The following is a 16,089-nucleotide window of genomic DNA, read 5'->3' as shown; positions in this document are numbered from 1 at the left end:
TCGACTACTTCTTACTCCTACTTTTTTACTTTCTTATAATCCTTGAGGTGTTTGTCCAAACAATCCAAATAACGAAACCACAATAGAAGCTGCTGCTAAAATAACTCCTACCCCCATCAATACATAGCCTACGTGCATCTTCCCATTTTCAGCTCCTCTTCGTCCAAATAGGAAGAAAAGACCCCCAATAACAATGGAAGCAACGGCCGCAGCAGCAGCAAAAATCATCAGATTGTTTTTTAAACTAGTTGCGGCAGTTTGTAATGCTCTAAAAATATCAACCGCAGCTACTACTTTCGGTTGTGTTAAAAAATTCATTGTAATTGATTCAAACATAAAATTGTTCGCTCCTTTTAGTGTTTAATAATTTCATCGAAAACAAGCTTTTCACGTTCACGTTGATAGATATATCCTTCTAAGTCCTTGTCTTTTCCCCGTAATAGGTCAAATTGTGCTTTTTCAAGGACTTCTTGTTTCCACTGTGTTTCAGATACACCGCGGCGTTCTAAGATTTTAGACGCGGCTTTTTCAAATGGCGTTTTAGCTTTTGCCACTGTGATTCCTCCTTCAGGACAAATAAAAAGACTAGCAATCACTCGCTAGTCTTTTGTAACTTATATTTATTGGATTGTGATCCATCGTGAATCAATTTCTCTTTCGTTCGCTTTTCATCCTTGCTAGATCCAAGAAAAATTATTTTTTTTACGCCATTCTTCTCATAGGGAACAACAATAAATAAAGAATCAGATTTGTTTATAAATTCCCTAACACCAGCTGAATCTACTATTTTGTATCTTTCTAAACCTTTATAGTCTTTTTGCCTCTTGACTGTTATTTGTACAGGATCTGGATGCCATACACTCTCAGAGTATTCCCAGGTAGTCTCGTCTATAATTTTCAAATTATAAACAAGACCACCTACTTCTTCTTTCCACATAGTTCCTGATTTCAATACGCCATTATCTTGATTAGTTTGTTTATTTTTTTCATTACTACATCCGACTAAAATAACAATCATGGCAATCAAGGAAGTAACTACTATTATTAACTTTTTCATTTTATTCATTCTTTCGTTTTTTTATTTTAAATGTATCTCAGAACCGCATAACTAAAAGTTGCTAACACAAGTAATACTAAGCTGACCGCTGAAATCGTTACTAAATGTGTAGAACCTGTTTTAGGAACAATGACCTGTGGCAAGTTAGGATCAACCCCAATTGTCACAACATTTGTTTTATTAGAAACATTATCTACTGCTACTACGGCTTGGTTATCAATATTTTTTTCTGATTGTAATGGAGTTTTAGCTGTAAATATCAGCTGAATTTCTCGTCCATCTAAAAGATTGTTACTTAAGAAGTCAGCGGAAGCTTCCCACTTCAGCGTTCTTGAATTGCTATCATAGGTTAGTGTGCCTTCAGAAGTAATATCTTTTCCTTTACTCTTATCTATTACTTGCGCAGAACCTTCTTTATATGTCAAACGAGCTTCAATTGGATCTTGAATACTAAATTGTTTGTAGTGATCTGACGCAGCGTCTACGCCTTTTGTGTGCCATTTTTGTGTGACTAGATATTGTAATATTGTACTTCAGATCCTGCGTTTAAAGGAGCTGTCGGCGTACCCTTCTTACCGTCATTTCGTCCGTTTACATCTTTTCCATTTTGTTGTACTTCTTTCACTGGAATTTTAGGGAAATAAACGGTAATGATATTTGTATCCTTTTCTACTTTATTAATGATCGACGTTCCCTGATTTTTGGCTACACTATTTTGATTGGCCAATTCATTGACTTTTACATTGATCACTAATTCGTAAGTTTCGCCGTTATACTTCATTCGATTTTTTAATGTATCAGCTTTCGCTGCATATTTTACCTGGTGTTTTGTTTTGTCATAGGTCACTTCACCAGATACATCGAATTTTTTATTTGTACCACTTTCAACGTGTGCATCGACGTAATTTACTTCTTTTGGTAAATTATCGATTAACTCAAATCGATCGTAAACCGCTAGTAAATCCACTCCTAATCGATTCACCTTCTGTTTGATTCGATATTGAATCGTGTCTCCTACTTGCAACATTTTATCGTTCACGTTATTTCCATTTTTATCAACCCCTGTTTTTTCAGGTTGATCAGGAACAACACTAAAGATTGTCGCAGAAGATAAAGTAAACCAGGTTTGAACATTAGAAGAACCAATCACAAACGTCGGATTTGCTTCAGATATTTTAAAGGACACAGTACCTTGACCAAACTTCGGATCTCCTAATTTATCATGCAAATTATTGAAATCATTATCCGCTTGTGTCAGCTTAGAGCTTCCTCCTGGGTGGCCACCTACCACGTTCAGATTGTTGTAGAAAGATTTAAATTCTGAAAGAACCGTATCTTTTCTGACATACCAATCTGTCGTATTCATTTTGTCATAGTGGGCATATTCTCCTTTAAGATCCGTGCTTTTTCCTCCTGCAGGGTTCAAAGAGTTAAAACTGATAAATGTATCTCCTGAAAATTGAACGGGGCTACCGTCCTCATATGTGGCTACTAGCTGCACATTCATTTGTGTTGAATGGTAAACAATTCCTGAGAAAAGATTGTCTGAGATCCAAAGTACTGTTCTTTTTTTAGATTTACTCATTGCACCATTCGTATTTTTATAGCCATCGTCTCGAAAATGAGTTTTTGTATAGTTGTTATCTAGTAGATTCCACGGCAACGTATCCGAGTATAAGTGAATATTAGATAGAACTAGCTTGATATTGACTTTTTTCCCGTTATACGTACCGATTTTTCCATAGTCAATATTGACTTTGGTGTTGGTTGTTACGCCTTCTAAAACAAGGTTTGTTTCACCGTATTCTTTTTGGAAAGAAGGATAGCGTATATTTTTGTTTCCCTCCACTAATCCTACGTAGTCGTCTGTAAAACCACCTTTGTTGGCATCAACATGATATTTGTAAACTTTTGACGCTCCGTTTACAGTAATATTTGTTTTTGCATTAGGAACATCTTTTGGAATAATAAAATTATTCTTTACGTTCTGGATTGGATTTGACGGATCGACAATAACTTTTTCAGCAAATACATTGGCTGTTTTTAACCCAAACAATGTACCTAACATCATCATTATGGGAAAAACATATTTTAACCGTCTTGTCCACGAGTGTTTAAAATTCATCCCTTCATCCCCTCTTTTTTATAAATGACTAGTGAAATTCCGACAATAACGATCAAATTGATCGTAGTAAATAATGGATTCCTAATGAGCTTTTCCATAATATCTAGCGGCATGGAAGCAGCTGGTATGTTTAAAATCCTCATTAGGTATAGTTGGTAGCTTGGCAAAATAGATAGTTTAGAAAATAATAAACCGCAGTACAAAAAGACTGCGGTTAAACAAGAAAGATTGAATAATAATAATTTGATCAGTTTCATTTTATTTCTTCCTTAATCTCTAGAAAACAAGTGAGTAACAAAATCCCAACAATTCTCAAAGAAGTTTTTCTTTACGCCAGTAGAAACGATTTTTTTTACTTCTTCTTTAGGTTGCGAAGCTTCTGATTTAGGATAGATCCACACATCCTTTAAGAATTCACCGTTTTTATCAGAAACAGGTGTTAATAGCAAAATATCCTCGCTATTAGAAATGTTTTCAGGACTTGATTCATTGACAATATAATAAGCTTGTTTCTGATTTGCCTGTACTTCTACCGAGAATTCAAAGACACCTGTTTGTTGATCAATTGTCTTTGTTTCTCCATTAGAAACTAGCTTCAATTGATCACTGGATAGTTTTTTCACTCGATCTTTTAATTGGGATTCAATTTGGTCAGTAGTGAGATCCTTAACATCCATCTTTTGTAAAATGTCCGATACATCATAAACAGAAAACTTCGCGCCATTTACTCCTTCTTGTTTTTCATGCCCCTGGTTGTCTAATTGTTCTGAAGAAATAATCTTTTGAACGTGAATGGTCTGTTTGACTATTTGATCGTCTTCAGCAATTTTAGGTTCTTCTGAAGAATCAACTGTTGACGAATCGACGGTTTCATCGCTGCTTTGAATCGTGCTGCTATCTGACGTTTGGATTGTTTGTTCTGTGCTATCCGTGCTTTCTTGTCTGTCTGCAAACGTCAACTGTGTGTAGGCAGTGAAAGAAAAAAGAGTGGCTGCACAAACAAATAGCCATTTTCTATTTCTCATGTTGGTTACCCTCCTTTATTTTTTCTTTTTATAAACAAATAGCGAACCAATGATCATGACTGAAAGAAAAACAGTACTTCCTAAAAGCCATTTCCAAGATAATTTTTGTTTCTTATTTTCTTCATCTTTTAATTCTGATTTTGTAAAGGTTACTCGCTTCCCATACACTAGAAAACGGTGTGTGTTGATCCCCTTAGGCGTACATGTCATTAGCGTTACTCGATCTTCATTGGGATTTGGTTCTAAGTAAGTGACAAAGTTTCTTTGTAGTTCGTCTTTTTGCACTTCCTCAATCCGATCGATTTGATAAGCGTGCTGCTCACCATCAACTTTGATATAAAACTTTTCTCCCTTTTTTACTGAAGGTAAATCATCAAAAAGATTATCTTTATAAAGTCCACTATGACCTGCGATTAAAGGATTTTTACCGTTTCCTCCTGTAATATCACCAGTTCCTTCCGTAATACCTACACCATTTTCTAAAATTTTGTCGGACGTTCCGTCATAAATTGGTAGTTTTAAAGAAATACTTGGAATTGTAAGAATACCAACAGGATCGCCTAACTCAATCTTAGCAACATCCAAAGAAGAATCCGTTTCTGCTGCCGTTCCTGTTCGATCGATTGCGGCAATCTGCTGATTTTGTTGGTATTTCGCCACGCTCGCTTCAGCAGGCATCAAAAGTAAGACACCTACAGCTGAAAGTAACCAGAAAGCAATGATCCATTTACCCATGATTCGCTTTTTCTTAGGCTTCCTGATAATCATTGGTTTTGATCCTTCTAGGCTTTCTTCTTAAAGTAAACAACTGCAGAAAGTGCCCCTGCTCCTAGCAACAAGCAAGAGATTAATACATACGTTTGAAAACCGTTGCTACCGGTCATTGGTACGGAAGCTTTTTGATTGTTTTTGATCGTGATTCGGTTTTCTTCTTTGTATGAATCTTTGTCTACTTTGAAAGAGATCTCTTTCGTTAATTTTTGATAGTTTTCAGGCGCTTTTGTTTCTTCCAGTGAATATTCACCTTCAGTTAAACCAGTGATTTCAAAGTGACCTTCTTTATCTGATTTTAGGATCGCTGCATTTGCTACATCGTCTACCCATACTGCTTCTTTGACACCGTCTTTATCCGTATCAACTAATCCACCATAATATTTTCCTTCTGCGTTTTTAGCAGCAAATTCTGCGCCTTCAAGCGGTGTTGCTTTGATTCCTGTTCCAAATAGTCCGCTATCGACTTTTAAGAATTTTGCACCATAAGTCACAACGTCAGCTTTCGTTTTTTCGTGGTGTTCTTCCTGATTAAATGGATTGTTGTTATAAACGAAATCCACGCTATTTGTTAATGGATTGGCAACAGCTGCGCTGTCATTTACATACATGTTATAAGTCATTTGAAGATCTTGTCCGTGTAAACTTGCTACAGTATCACTTACTTGGCCATTATTCACGATAAAATCGATCACAAAGCCATTTTCTGAATTTTGGATTTTATAATCTGTATTTTCTTTTAATACCACAGATCCATCTTTATTTGTTACTTTGATATTTGCTTTAGCAGCGACATAAGAAAGTCCTTGTCCTGCTATATCCCCCCATTTAAATACACTGTAAGGAGAAGTTTCGCTTTTCACTCCGTTTACTGTGATACCGCCTGCTCCGCCTGCAATGTCTGTTGGGATATGAATCGTTCCTTGATAATTTACTGCGTCACCAATTTGGAAAGAATGTTCTTGTCCTGTTCCATTTGTTACTGTTTTATCGATCACTGGTGCTTTATAGTTTACGTATGAAGCTTTTAAGTCACTTGTCACGCCATCATTCGTAATTTCAAAGGTTAATTTATTGTGCGCATCGTTGCGAGCGTCTGCGCCTAATAAATATTGATCTGCTGTTGGTTCTTTATCTGATCCCACTACAACTTCTGAAGGAACTTCCACAAAATAGTATTTTCCTAACGTCAAATCAGTAGCAGTCAGCTTTCCTTGATCATCCGATACAAGATCTCCTAATTTTGTTCCTTTTCCAGGTTCGCCCTTGTATAACTCAAATTTTGCCCCTTTTAAAGGTGTTTGTTTGCTTTGAGCTGTGCCATCGTCACCAAATTTCGTTAATTCAAAACTCAACTTAGAAACAATATTTTTAGGATATAAGTGAATGTCTTTTAAAAAACCTGAACCTGTATTATCAGTCATTGGCGCAATCACAACCATTGGTTTTGCTTTTTGTGTGACTAATCCAGCAGCGGATTTACTTTCATAAACCACATATACATTCCCTTTGGAATTGACATAGGCTGGTTGATCAGCAAAAGTGATCTCACCATTTTCATCTACAGCTGAAGTAATTTTATTGGTTGCATTCTTGACGTACTCACTGTTAGATCCCTTGTCTTCTACATCTTTAACGATTTCGTCCACTTTCGCGTTGGTTAGATCAGAATCTTCAGTCGGTAATACTTGATCCGTAATATTTCCTAACGTAAACTCAACATCACCATAATCTGCCTTGTTGTATTTCGTTACACCTGTAGGATATTGATCGTGCGTATAACCATCGTTTTTGATCCCGTCAATATCAACATTCAATTGCGTTCCTTGATCGTACATTAATTTATGAACCGTGATATTGACCTTCTCTGGTGGCGTTTTTTGTGTGACATCTTCTGCATATGCTTGATACCCCTGAAAGCAGCTTGCAATGATTCCTAACATTCCAACAAGCATTCCAGCTTTTTTTACATACCGATTTATTGCCATTTTTTTATCTCCTCATTTCATATTTCAACGACTCGCGTTGATTAAAACCTTGTTATTGTAGCTCTCCCTGTACCACGTATCTTTCTTTTCCTTGTGACGTATAAACACAAGTAAACAACGTTAATAAGGGTTTCTCTCCTTTCTTTGGCAAAGACAAGAAAGAGTTCTCTTCAGGAACGCCATCGATTAATTTAAAGTACTCAGGTACGATAAATTTACGCGTTACCTTGTAACGATAGACGCCATCGTTACTAACTAAGTCCATCACCTCCCCTAATGACAACTTTTGAATATCAGAAAATAAAACCCCTGGCATTTCCATGTTATGACCTGCTAGGACATAGTTTCCTTTGCCCATTTCGGCATCTTCATAAAAATAAGTAGCCGCTCCAAGACTCAAAGTGTATTGATTTGCCCCTTTAAAAATTGGAAATGCTAAACCAAGTGCAGGAATCTGAATTTGTGCAAATACTTGTTTATTGACGCCCATTTTGATTGCTTCTTTTTGTATGGACAACATTTGACCCAAAGACATATCATTATTGACGTTCGTTGCATCCTCCTTATAACTCTTTGCGTGTGCATTGATTTGATCTACGGGCATCTTTTTTTCTATATTTTGCTTAAACACCTCTCCTTCATGTTTTTGGTAGCTAACATAGCCAAACACACTGCAAAAGACGATTAAAGCGACTCCTAAAAAACCAAATAACCATTTTTTCATCCATCTGCCTCCTTTCAGACAAAACAAAAAACACTTTTTCACAACGAAAAAGTGTTTTCTCTTATTACTATTCTATTTCATTTACCTGGTGGTTTTATATTGGTGTGTAGCCATTGCTAACATTAAGAATACAATTGGCACCCAACTGATTGTAGTTAATGTTTCTTCCATGAATGATTGACACATGATCGCTAAAAAAGCCCACAAGAATGTTAGTTGTCCGTTTGTCAGCTCACATTTTCTTACGAGCAACCATAAAAAACTAAGCAAAAGAATAATCGATAGAGCAAAACCAATCAATCCATAGTGATTGACGAGTGCGTGATACGTATTATGATTACCTAGAATCTGATTTCCTATATGGAAAAAGAAAGGTTCATCTCTACAAATATTTGTCCTGTTTTTTCGCCTAATGTTTCATAGAATTTGCGCCAAATTTCTTCTCGTCCTGTAAATAAATGAACTTTGTCTGACATTGCAGCAAAATAAGAAATCGGTAAAGCTAGAACCGAAACTGCTGCATACATCCAAAAGGACAAGTGTGTGTTTCGAAAAATCTTCTTAGGTAAAATTTCTAGGATAACGAAGATAACAAGCGCGTATAATGCTGCTTTCGATTGGCAAACCCAAATCGTTGCCCCAGCAAGAATCAACGCTGGTAATGATAGCAATCGCATGTACCATTTTCCAAATGAACTAGCAAATCCTGTGATAAGAAGAGCTAATGTCATTAAAGAACTACCTATCGTATTTGTATTGATCCAAATATCCGTTAAACTGGTTAAATTATCTTGATAGGTTTTAGCTTGTTCCTGAATATGGATTGTTTTTGTTACACCATCTACTTTTTCAGCGATTTTGTCCTTTAGATAACCTTGATAAGCAAAATAACTAAAAAGGAGAAAAACAATGATTACGCCCATGTAAGGATTAAATAAAGTTTTATTGTTTTTATTCATCTATCTACCTTCTATATTTGAATTAATTTAACTACATCTAACCAAGATAAACCACGTTAAATTTTACTATTCTTTTTATTCAATAACAATGCCACATCATAATTGATCATTTTCATATCATAATCGTCAAGAAACTTCTAATAATAGTTGGCAATTAGATCTTATTTTCACATAAGTTCGTCTCAACTGTTCAAAATTTTTCATTGATCCCAATAGACAGGCTTTCTCCTTTCCTGTTATCTGCATGTCACTGATATATTGCATGACAGATAACCTTTTAAGGTGTTTTTGTTTCATCGTTTTTAGTAACTTTTCTTCCATTTCTTTCGACACTTTTTTCTATTTTCGATTTCTTTACAATTCATGAGTTTTCCTACCTTCCTTGTTTTGATAAAAATAAAAAAGCCTATGATCACATACGCTCTACACTTCACTCTTGGGTTATCTTTTTCTTTCTTTTAACTACTGGCCTTGCTGGTTTCAAATCCTTGATTCCATTATAGGTTCTCCAATAATCAAACTCTTTTCGTAATCTTTCTTTTTCCATATCTGTTCCTTTGGATAAGGCTTTAAATACATCTTTAGGTGAATAACTACGAGCTAACAGCTGTACATACCTTCCTTTTGTCAAAGTATCCATATCCATCGCATCTAAAACTGGTCGCGCCATCTAATTTGCCTCCTAAATAAATTCTTTACTCGATGTCTAATGATAATACTAGCTTTTTATTATTCGTCGTAATTTCTGCACATTCTTCTTCATTATTTTCTGCGATTAACGCATAATAGCATGGTGATTTTACTTCGAAAAATTTCATGATCTATTCCTCCAATTTTTATTCTTCTTTATCCGCTACAAAGTCAATGATTTCAACACTGACAATATAATCACTCAAATATGACCAGGTATCTTCTACAGACAATTCGTCTCCTTTGTCGTTCGTAAGCGTCATTTTAAACCACTCATCGCCTTCATCATCTTCAGGTAGCAAGCCGAATCCAATTGGATTATCAGTCAATGTTTAATCGTATAAATCATCCTCGTCTAATGCTAAAACATCTAATCCTTTACAATTTCCGCCTCTTCTAAACGTCACAAATCCTTTGTAATCCCAACGTTGGAAAGAAACCTTAATAGTATGTGTGCCCAATCGTATATTCGGATCATAATTTTTCATTTGTCATTCCTCCATTACGTAAATTTCATTTTCTCTATGTTTTATATCAATTTTTTCACTTTATTCAGGACTTGTTCATATTTTATCGTTTTTCGTTTACTTAAAAATACATAAAAAATTTCGACTCGTTTATGGCGTCCGAAACGAGAAACCCTAGTAGACAGCGGTAAATGCTCGATTGATCCAATAATCAACGTCCTCGCAAGTATCTACATGTACTGCAGCACACGACACAATTTCTTGTGCGTCCTCCCCATTACGAGAAGACCTACTCCTTATTCCATGAGTTTGCGTTAAAGTCTAGATCCCTTAGTAGCTGCTCATGATTAATCTAGACGCTATTCTAACTTGTCTAACTTCTAAATTCCCTCTTGTTTACTCTGCGCTTATTATTTACACAAATTCATTTCACCACTATCCAAACAAGCGCATTTACTCGATTGACCAATTTTTTACGTTACCAATCGTTAAAACCTACCCCGTCACTCCCCGAAGGGAATTGTTGATAGATCAAGTCTACTCCTTATTTTTCTAGTGACTCTAAGTTCCTTTAGAAGTCTCGACAATATTTTCAAGCAAGCGAAAAACGATAAAATACAAGTTATGAGAATGATCAATTCAGCTGATCAAACGCCCCATCCCTTTTGCGGTACAACGCAAGACTCCATTTTTTCTTCGACCAATCAGTACACCGTTTTGGTCATAAACATGTTTGATTGTTGGATATAGCTCTTTTAAGGGGATAGGATCTTTTAAAATTATTTGCTTTTGTTTCCCAATGTAATAAATCATTTCCTCTGAGACTTTGTCTTTCTGGATTATATATTTCTTACACTGCACAACGGTTTTACTTTGGCCAGTTGATAGTTTCTTCGTGATTTTCTCTGTAGCGGTACACCGTTTACCGTAGTGACAAATATCTTTGAGACTCAAAATTCCTGTATATGACATAAAATAAACCACCCAATTTCTTTAAATATTTTTAACAAGTTTTTCTTGTTATTTTTCAAAAATAGAGAATTGATTTTCGTTCATGACAAACAAAAAAGAGGGAACGCATCCAAACATGCGTTCCCTCTAATTTCAGCGTTCGTCATACGGCAAAGAGCCACACGGACATTTTTATAACATTATGCTTAGGCATAGATTCATCGTAATATCACGTATTTTTAACCTTAACACAGCCAAAAAAAGTGGTATCACTTTTGAATATCTGTTATACTAAATCCGTTGCGGGTAATACCGTAACACTGAAAGGTTAACGCATTAAGGGCCAAATCTTAATGCCGTGTATGAACGCTGACGAAGATTACCAGCCTTCCGAGTTCATACCGCCTTTCTTTTTTTTGTATTTTCAATTGTCCAAATTTATCGTCCAAAAGTGCAGAACGAAAATCAATTCATCACAGGCATAGCAGACAATTAAATTTATACAAAAAAATGTAAGCGAATAATATTCGTATTGCCTGAAAAGAAGTAATATCAAGATTTTTAGCTTGTTTAAATAATGAAATTATCTCTCTTCGCGTATTATTATAACTCAAAAAAAAGGAGTATGCAAACATACGTTCCCTTTTCTATATTTGAAATTAATTATTTCTTTTAACACTTATGACGTAAAAGGCTACGTTTGTGATTTTTATCATAATATTTTAACTTATAAATTCTATTAAAATAGCTATTATTTTGTAATATTCGTAATATAATTAGAATAATAAAAAATTTTTAATTTTAATGTTACTCCATGAAGCAACAATCACTTTGTCAGTAAAGTTTCACTCTAACCAGTCTTTCGTAATAGTGCTTGGGGAGCTTTCATAATTCAAACGTTTTTCACTTGATACTTTAGCAGCTATTGGTTTTTCGATAAACCAATTTTTTACATAGACAAAAATCAGGTTCTGGATATTTTCGACTTTTTCGGTTTTTAATTTTTGATAGGCTTTTAACAGTGTCGTGTATAATTCTTGTTCTGCATTGACATAATAACTATCGAGTTCTTCAAAAACTATCGAAATACCACTTTCTATTTCAGCTTTTTTCTTTGCATTATGAATAGTCTGGACGGTTTTTTGAGCTTCACTGTAACTTGAAGAAAATGTTTTTATCAAATTTAATACTCGTTCAGGGACAAACGTAGCAATGCTGTCGTTTGTCATAATTGTCTCAAAATTGTCTAACAACAATTGATCTTGTAGGCGGTCTTTTTCAGTGTCTATATTGTGTCTATTAGTGTCTAATATATTATTATTAAGTTCTGGTATGATTTTCATACCCTCTGATTTATCAACGTTTTGGCACGGTATGATTTTCATACCCTCTTGAGCCCCAAGGGATTCAGCGTCTGATTTTTCGTCGAGGGTGGGTATGATTTTCATACCCTCTGATTTATCAACGTTTTCCCTATTCTCTCTATCAAATTTTTCGAGTAAGTAGATATCATTTTCTGAGACTTTTAATTCTGCTAGATATAGTCTATTAGGATTATTTTTCCCTAACTGTTTGTTAAATCCCATCTGCTTTTGTAATAATAAACCAAAGGATTCCAACTCTTTTTTGATTGCTATCGCTTTTTGTTTTTGGCAGTTTAATACGCTACATAGTTCATTTGTCGTATAAGTAAAATAAACATTACCTTCTTCATCGATTTGCCGTTTGCTGATTGCGATCTCTAATCTTGCTTTTAAAAGCATATAGGCAATCTTAGTTGAATCTTTCATTTTTTTGTATTCGTCAGAAACAATAAAGACTTTTGGAAATTGATAAAATAATTCGTTGTAAACTCTATCCGCCTTAAAAAAATTAAAATCAGTCATTGTAGATCCTCTACTTTCACGTTGTTTTATTTATGTAAAATTACCTACTCTTTTCGAAAATAGCAAAGATAAATAAAAAATGCAAACGCATTAAAACTGTTTTTTAATTAAATACTACCTAAAATCAGAAATAAAATGAATTATGTACTACCTTTAAAGTCATTAAGAACTACTTTAAATAAATATTATTTATAATTAAATACTACCAGAAGAACGTATGAATAAAATTTAGTTTTAAAATTAAAGATAATTAAGTACTACCAGTGTCAAAACAAAAAATAAATTAAGAACTACCTTATGCATATAAAACATACTACCATTACTAGTGATATATACTACCTTATTTCAGTAGTATATATTATATTATTCTTATAAGACAAGGCTTTAGGCTAGAAAACAATAGATTATATACTACTAAAAAATACAATAAGTACTACCAATGTCAGATATATATAATAATTATGTACTACCATTAAAATTAACTTATTTAATAAGATACTACTGTGTTAATCTGAAAAAAATTACTTTAAAGTAGTTACATACTACCTGTTAAATTAGATACTACCATTAATACTTAAATTAGATACTACCTATATTTATATTAAGTACTACCGTTCTAGGAATAAGATAATAAAAAAATACTACCAAATTGCAATTAAATACTACTTAAAATGTAAAAAATAAGAACTACCCAAATTAGGTAGTTCTTAATAAGAGAATATCAGATAAATTTGTACAAGTCATAAAAAAATTAATCTTAAATTTTTAAATATATATACTTGTTAATTATAAACTAATTTATTTAGGTAGTACATAATTAACAGATAAAACTACATGCTTGTAGTTTGTCTAGCTAATGAGTTGCATATGATTTATATAAAGGTGTGCAGCATAACTTAGTTGAAGTTAAGAGAATAGAATAAATATTTTTTGTTTTGCTAATAATTAAACACTACCTAAATATGGTAGTGCTTAATTATATAATATTCATTTTGTTACAAATAATCGTATTATAAAAGCATAACAATTGGGATAACTATTTTTTAGATTATTTAAGTACTACTTAAATTAGGTAGTACTTAAATTTTGGTTTAAGGTAGTAGGTAATTAAGAAATAATATATATCTTCTTTTATAATAGAAGGGGAGAGGCCTAGTTAAAAGCAGCGACAATTAATAACAATGTATTTAATGCTTCACAAAATCCATTTGGTGGACAATGCATTGTTATTAGCGATGATCTACCGTTCTAAGTATTTTTTTCTATTGGTTGCATTCGTGACTAATTATGGTATAATTATGAGTAACAAAGAGGTATTTCATTATATCACCAAACCCCATCAGCGTGCAGGCTGATGGGGTTTTTTTTACGTTTCTATATTATAGAATTAACGGGTAGGCTTACTGTCTTTTTTGGCAATTTTGCAATCAAGCCACTTGCAGATGTAGTGTGCAGTTACCTCTGCAAATGGCTTGATTGCAAAAACAAAATCAAAAAGGTATTTCATTATATCTCCTCCTCCCCTTGACAGATTAGGCCGGGGTAGCAGACAGCAAAACTATTATAACATAACTGAAATACCTAAATGACATATACAGATATGATAATTTATGTATTGATTTTTCTAACAAAAGCACATATTTTAATATATACTACCTATTTTAGGTAGTATATATTTTTAGATACAATATCGATCAGTTTTGAGGAAATGAAATTCTAGATATTTTTTGCTAAATAGAGTTACTTTCAATATTTTTTAACGTAATTAGGCAGAAGTCACTCATCCTCTATAGGTTTGTGATGAAATTGCCATTGATCCATTTAAGTAAGAGCAAAAAACTGGAGGTTTATCAGGTAATTGGTCTAATGGATTTAAGTATGCGGTCACCGTGTATAGAGTTGCTTATGAGATTCAAGAAAATAAAGTTATTCCAGTATTGCTATATGGAACACATAACAATTTTTATGAATTAGCCGAGAACACTCGCAACTTTATTCGTGTAGATGAATCGGCTTCGGTTGAGTTATAACTTTAGCTATATCAATCAACCGACCGACATATGTTAAATCTATATATAATAAAAATACCTACTTAAATGGATGTTAACGGAAGTGTATGGTGAGTAGTTCACTCGTATTTTGATATCGTTTGTATATGTTTTCAGCGTTCTAAGTGGCTTATTTTGTCCAATAATAATATGGAGTGGAATCCCTTAAGAAACACCGTTGGCAATTGTTGTTATAACATGTTATAATTTATTCATCAAAAACTAAAAGGAGTGTGATAACATGGGAAAAGAACTAAAGGTTAGAAAGATCGGCAATAGCGTGGGAGTGATCCTTCCAAGCTCTCTTGGATTAAAAAGCGGAGACACTATCCAAGCCAAACAAGAAGGCAACTTATTCATATTAGATACTACTCAAATAGCAAAAGAACACGATCGCAAATTGATTGAAGAAAGTTTCCAAGACTTTGAGAAAGGTTTAACAGTTTCAGAAATTGAAATGGTAAAAGCTTTCGGAAAATACGGCTGGAGTGAATAGATGAAAGAGTACACGCTAGTTTATTCTAAAAGTTTCCAGACCAGCCTTGAAACGATAATAGAAGAATGGGAAAATGAGCTTGCTCTGTCTCCAGCCAGCATAAAAAGATTTGTAGGTGCGATCCAGAAGGCTTTAGAACTAACCAAAAATTTTCCAACTATGCATGAGGAAGTTTCCGAAATCTATGGAATGGATATCCCAACATATCGGATCGTGATCGGCAAAAGCTATGCCTTATTTTATCGGATCGACCATGAAAAAAAAGAGATACTTGTAGGACGTATTTTCCAATCTAAACAAATGAAACTAGGCTTTTAACAATAATTAGGCAAAAGTCGCTCATCCTCTACAGGTGGGTGATTAATGCCGCTCGATATGGTTGTTAACCGTCGGTTACTCGAAGATTGATATATAAGACTTAGTACCTTTTTATTTTGCTCCATGTTATGGCCGAAGGTCTAAAGATACAATCATTAGTCTAGAGAAAAATTAAGAACCGTAGGAACTACGGGGATCGCTTGGTGAATAAGAGACACTGCTATTAGTGAAAAAATAAGATATCAAGTACGCTCTATTCCCAAAAATTTCGTGACTTTACTCATGAGAGGTTCAAGTAGTATATTTTTAATCAAAATTGACGTAACTTTTAATAAATACTACCTAAATAAGGTAGTATTTATTTTTGTGTTTTAAAAGAGGAAGTCCAATATATCTATGGGAAACTTCTTAAATATTATATTGGTACATGAAAATATAGGTTCTGTTGCAAAGTTTTAAATCTACTATCAAATAAGGTAGAATAATAGAAAAAGATAGCAGGAGGAATGACGATGAATCATTTTAAAGGAAAGCAATTTCAGCAGGATGTGATTATTGTAGCCGTGGGCTACTATCTTCGTTAT

General features: G+C 33.9%; 14 protein-coding genes and 7 pseudogenes. 5 read left to right on the top strand and 16 right to left on the bottom strand.

The window, feature by feature from the left end; genetic code table 11:
• Window positions 1–33 precede the first annotated feature (33 nt).
• The 16 genes and pseudogenes from KFO35_RS11455 to KFO35_RS11375 all read right to left on the bottom strand — a co-directional run bounded on the left by KFO35_RS11455 (window position 34) and on the right by KFO35_RS11375 (window position 12,643).
• Window positions 34–336 (bottom strand): hypothetical protein, encoded by a 303-nt coding sequence (locus KFO35_RS11455; RefSeq protein WP_002295662.1) that lies wholly within the window; start codon window positions 334–336, stop codon window positions 34–36.
• Window positions 337–353: 17 nt separating this feature from the next.
• Window positions 354–596, bottom strand: a complete 243-nt coding sequence (locus KFO35_RS11450) for a DUF5415 family protein (RefSeq protein ID WP_002305229.1) — start codon at window positions 594–596, stop codon at window positions 354–356.
• Window positions 593–1,057, bottom strand: coding sequence for a hypothetical protein (locus KFO35_RS11445; protein ID WP_002310966.1), 465 nt, complete (start codon window positions 1,055–1,057; stop codon window positions 593–595). Before KFO35_RS11445 ends, KFO35_RS11450 begins: the two co-directional genes overlap by 4 nt.
• Before the next feature lie 26 nt (window positions 1,058–1,083).
• Window positions 1,084–3,182 (bottom strand): annotated as a pseudogene (locus KFO35_RS11440) (isopeptide-forming domain-containing fimbrial protein).
• Entirely contained in the window at window positions 3,179–3,439 is a 261-nt protein-coding gene (locus KFO35_RS11435; RefSeq protein ID WP_002314405.1) for a hypothetical protein, read from the bottom strand. The pseudogene KFO35_RS11440 and the gene KFO35_RS11435 overlap by 4 nt, the downstream one beginning before the upstream one ends.
• Window positions 3,440–3,451: 12 nt before the next feature.
• Complete coding sequence (locus KFO35_RS11430) at window positions 3,452–4,207, bottom strand: pilin N-terminal domain-containing protein (protein WP_024634922.1); 756 nt, start codon at window positions 4,205–4,207, stop codon at window positions 3,452–3,454.
• Between the two features lie 15 nt (window positions 4,208–4,222).
• A complete protein-coding gene (locus KFO35_RS11425; RefSeq protein WP_002293487.1) occupies window positions 4,223–4,975 on the bottom strand; it encodes a class C sortase in 753 nt (250 codons plus the stop codon).
• A gap of 14 nt (window positions 4,976–4,989) precedes the next feature.
• Window positions 4,990–6,966, bottom strand: a complete 1,977-nt coding sequence (locus KFO35_RS11420) for a pilin N-terminal domain-containing protein (protein ID WP_024634921.1) — start codon at window positions 6,964–6,966, stop codon at window positions 4,990–4,992.
• Window positions 6,967–7,018: 52 nt separating this feature from the next.
• Entirely contained in the window at window positions 7,019–7,690 is a 672-nt protein-coding gene (locus KFO35_RS11415) for a class A sortase (protein WP_002293485.1), read from the bottom strand.
• Window positions 7,691–7,771: 81 nt separating this feature from the next.
• Window positions 7,772–8,421: pseudogene (locus tag KFO35_RS11410) on the bottom strand (EpaQ family protein).
• A gap of 354 nt (window positions 8,422–8,775) precedes the next feature.
• Window positions 8,776–9,014 (bottom strand): annotated as a pseudogene (locus tag KFO35_RS11400) (hypothetical protein).
• 65 nt (window positions 9,015–9,079) lie between these two features.
• Window positions 9,080–9,319 (bottom strand): hypothetical protein, encoded by a 240-nt coding sequence (locus tag KFO35_RS11395; protein ID WP_002316050.1) that lies wholly within the window; start codon window positions 9,317–9,319, stop codon window positions 9,080–9,082.
• Between the two features lie 25 nt (window positions 9,320–9,344).
• Window positions 9,345–9,467 (bottom strand): YosH family protein, encoded by a 123-nt coding sequence (locus tag KFO35_RS14350; RefSeq protein WP_002293478.1) that lies wholly within the window; start codon window positions 9,465–9,467, stop codon window positions 9,345–9,347.
• Between the two features lie 18 nt (window positions 9,468–9,485).
• Window positions 9,486–9,827 (bottom strand): annotated as a pseudogene (locus tag KFO35_RS14225) (DUF5406 family protein).
• 618 nt (window positions 9,828–10,445) lie between these two features.
• Window positions 10,446–10,778 carry a type IV conjugative transfer system protein TraE gene (gene traE, locus KFO35_RS11380; RefSeq protein WP_002322486.1) on the bottom strand — a complete coding sequence of 111 codons (333 nt, stop codon included), beginning with the start codon at window positions 10,776–10,778 and terminating at the stop codon, window positions 10,446–10,448.
• Between the two features lie 824 nt (window positions 10,779–11,602).
• A complete protein-coding gene (locus KFO35_RS11375) occupies window positions 11,603–12,643 on the bottom strand; it encodes a replication initiator protein A (RefSeq protein ID WP_002295675.1) in 1,041 nt (346 codons plus the stop codon).
• 1,165 nt (window positions 12,644–13,808) lie between these two features.
• Between KFO35_RS11375 and KFO35_RS11370 the strand changes: the two are divergent.
• From KFO35_RS11370 to KFO35_RS11350, 5 genes and pseudogenes are all read left to right on the top strand, one after another.
• A pseudogene (locus KFO35_RS11370) lies at window positions 13,809–13,895 on the top strand (single-stranded DNA-binding protein); the annotation flags it as partial.
• Window positions 13,896–14,448: 553 nt separating this feature from the next.
• A pseudogene (locus KFO35_RS14345) lies at window positions 14,449–14,673 on the top strand (type II toxin-antitoxin system RelE/ParE family toxin).
• A 259-nt stretch (window positions 14,674–14,932) separates the two neighbouring features.
• Entirely contained in the window at window positions 14,933–15,187 is a 255-nt protein-coding gene (locus KFO35_RS11360) for an AbrB/MazE/SpoVT family DNA-binding domain-containing protein (protein ID WP_002290397.1), read from the top strand.
• Complete coding sequence (locus tag KFO35_RS11355) at window positions 15,188–15,505, top strand: type II toxin-antitoxin system RelE/ParE family toxin (RefSeq protein ID WP_002290394.1); 318 nt, start codon at window positions 15,188–15,190, stop codon at window positions 15,503–15,505.
• A 512-nt stretch (window positions 15,506–16,017) separates the two neighbouring features.
• A pseudogene (locus tag KFO35_RS11350) lies at window positions 16,018–16,089 on the top strand (IS6 family transposase); the annotation flags it as partial.

The organism is Enterococcus lactis (genome assembly GCF_015751045.1).
In the GTDB taxonomy this organism is placed as follows: domain Bacteria; phylum Bacillota; class Bacilli; order Lactobacillales; family Enterococcaceae; genus Enterococcus_B; species Enterococcus_B lactis.
This window is presented reverse-complemented; position numbering and strand designations above follow the sequence as displayed.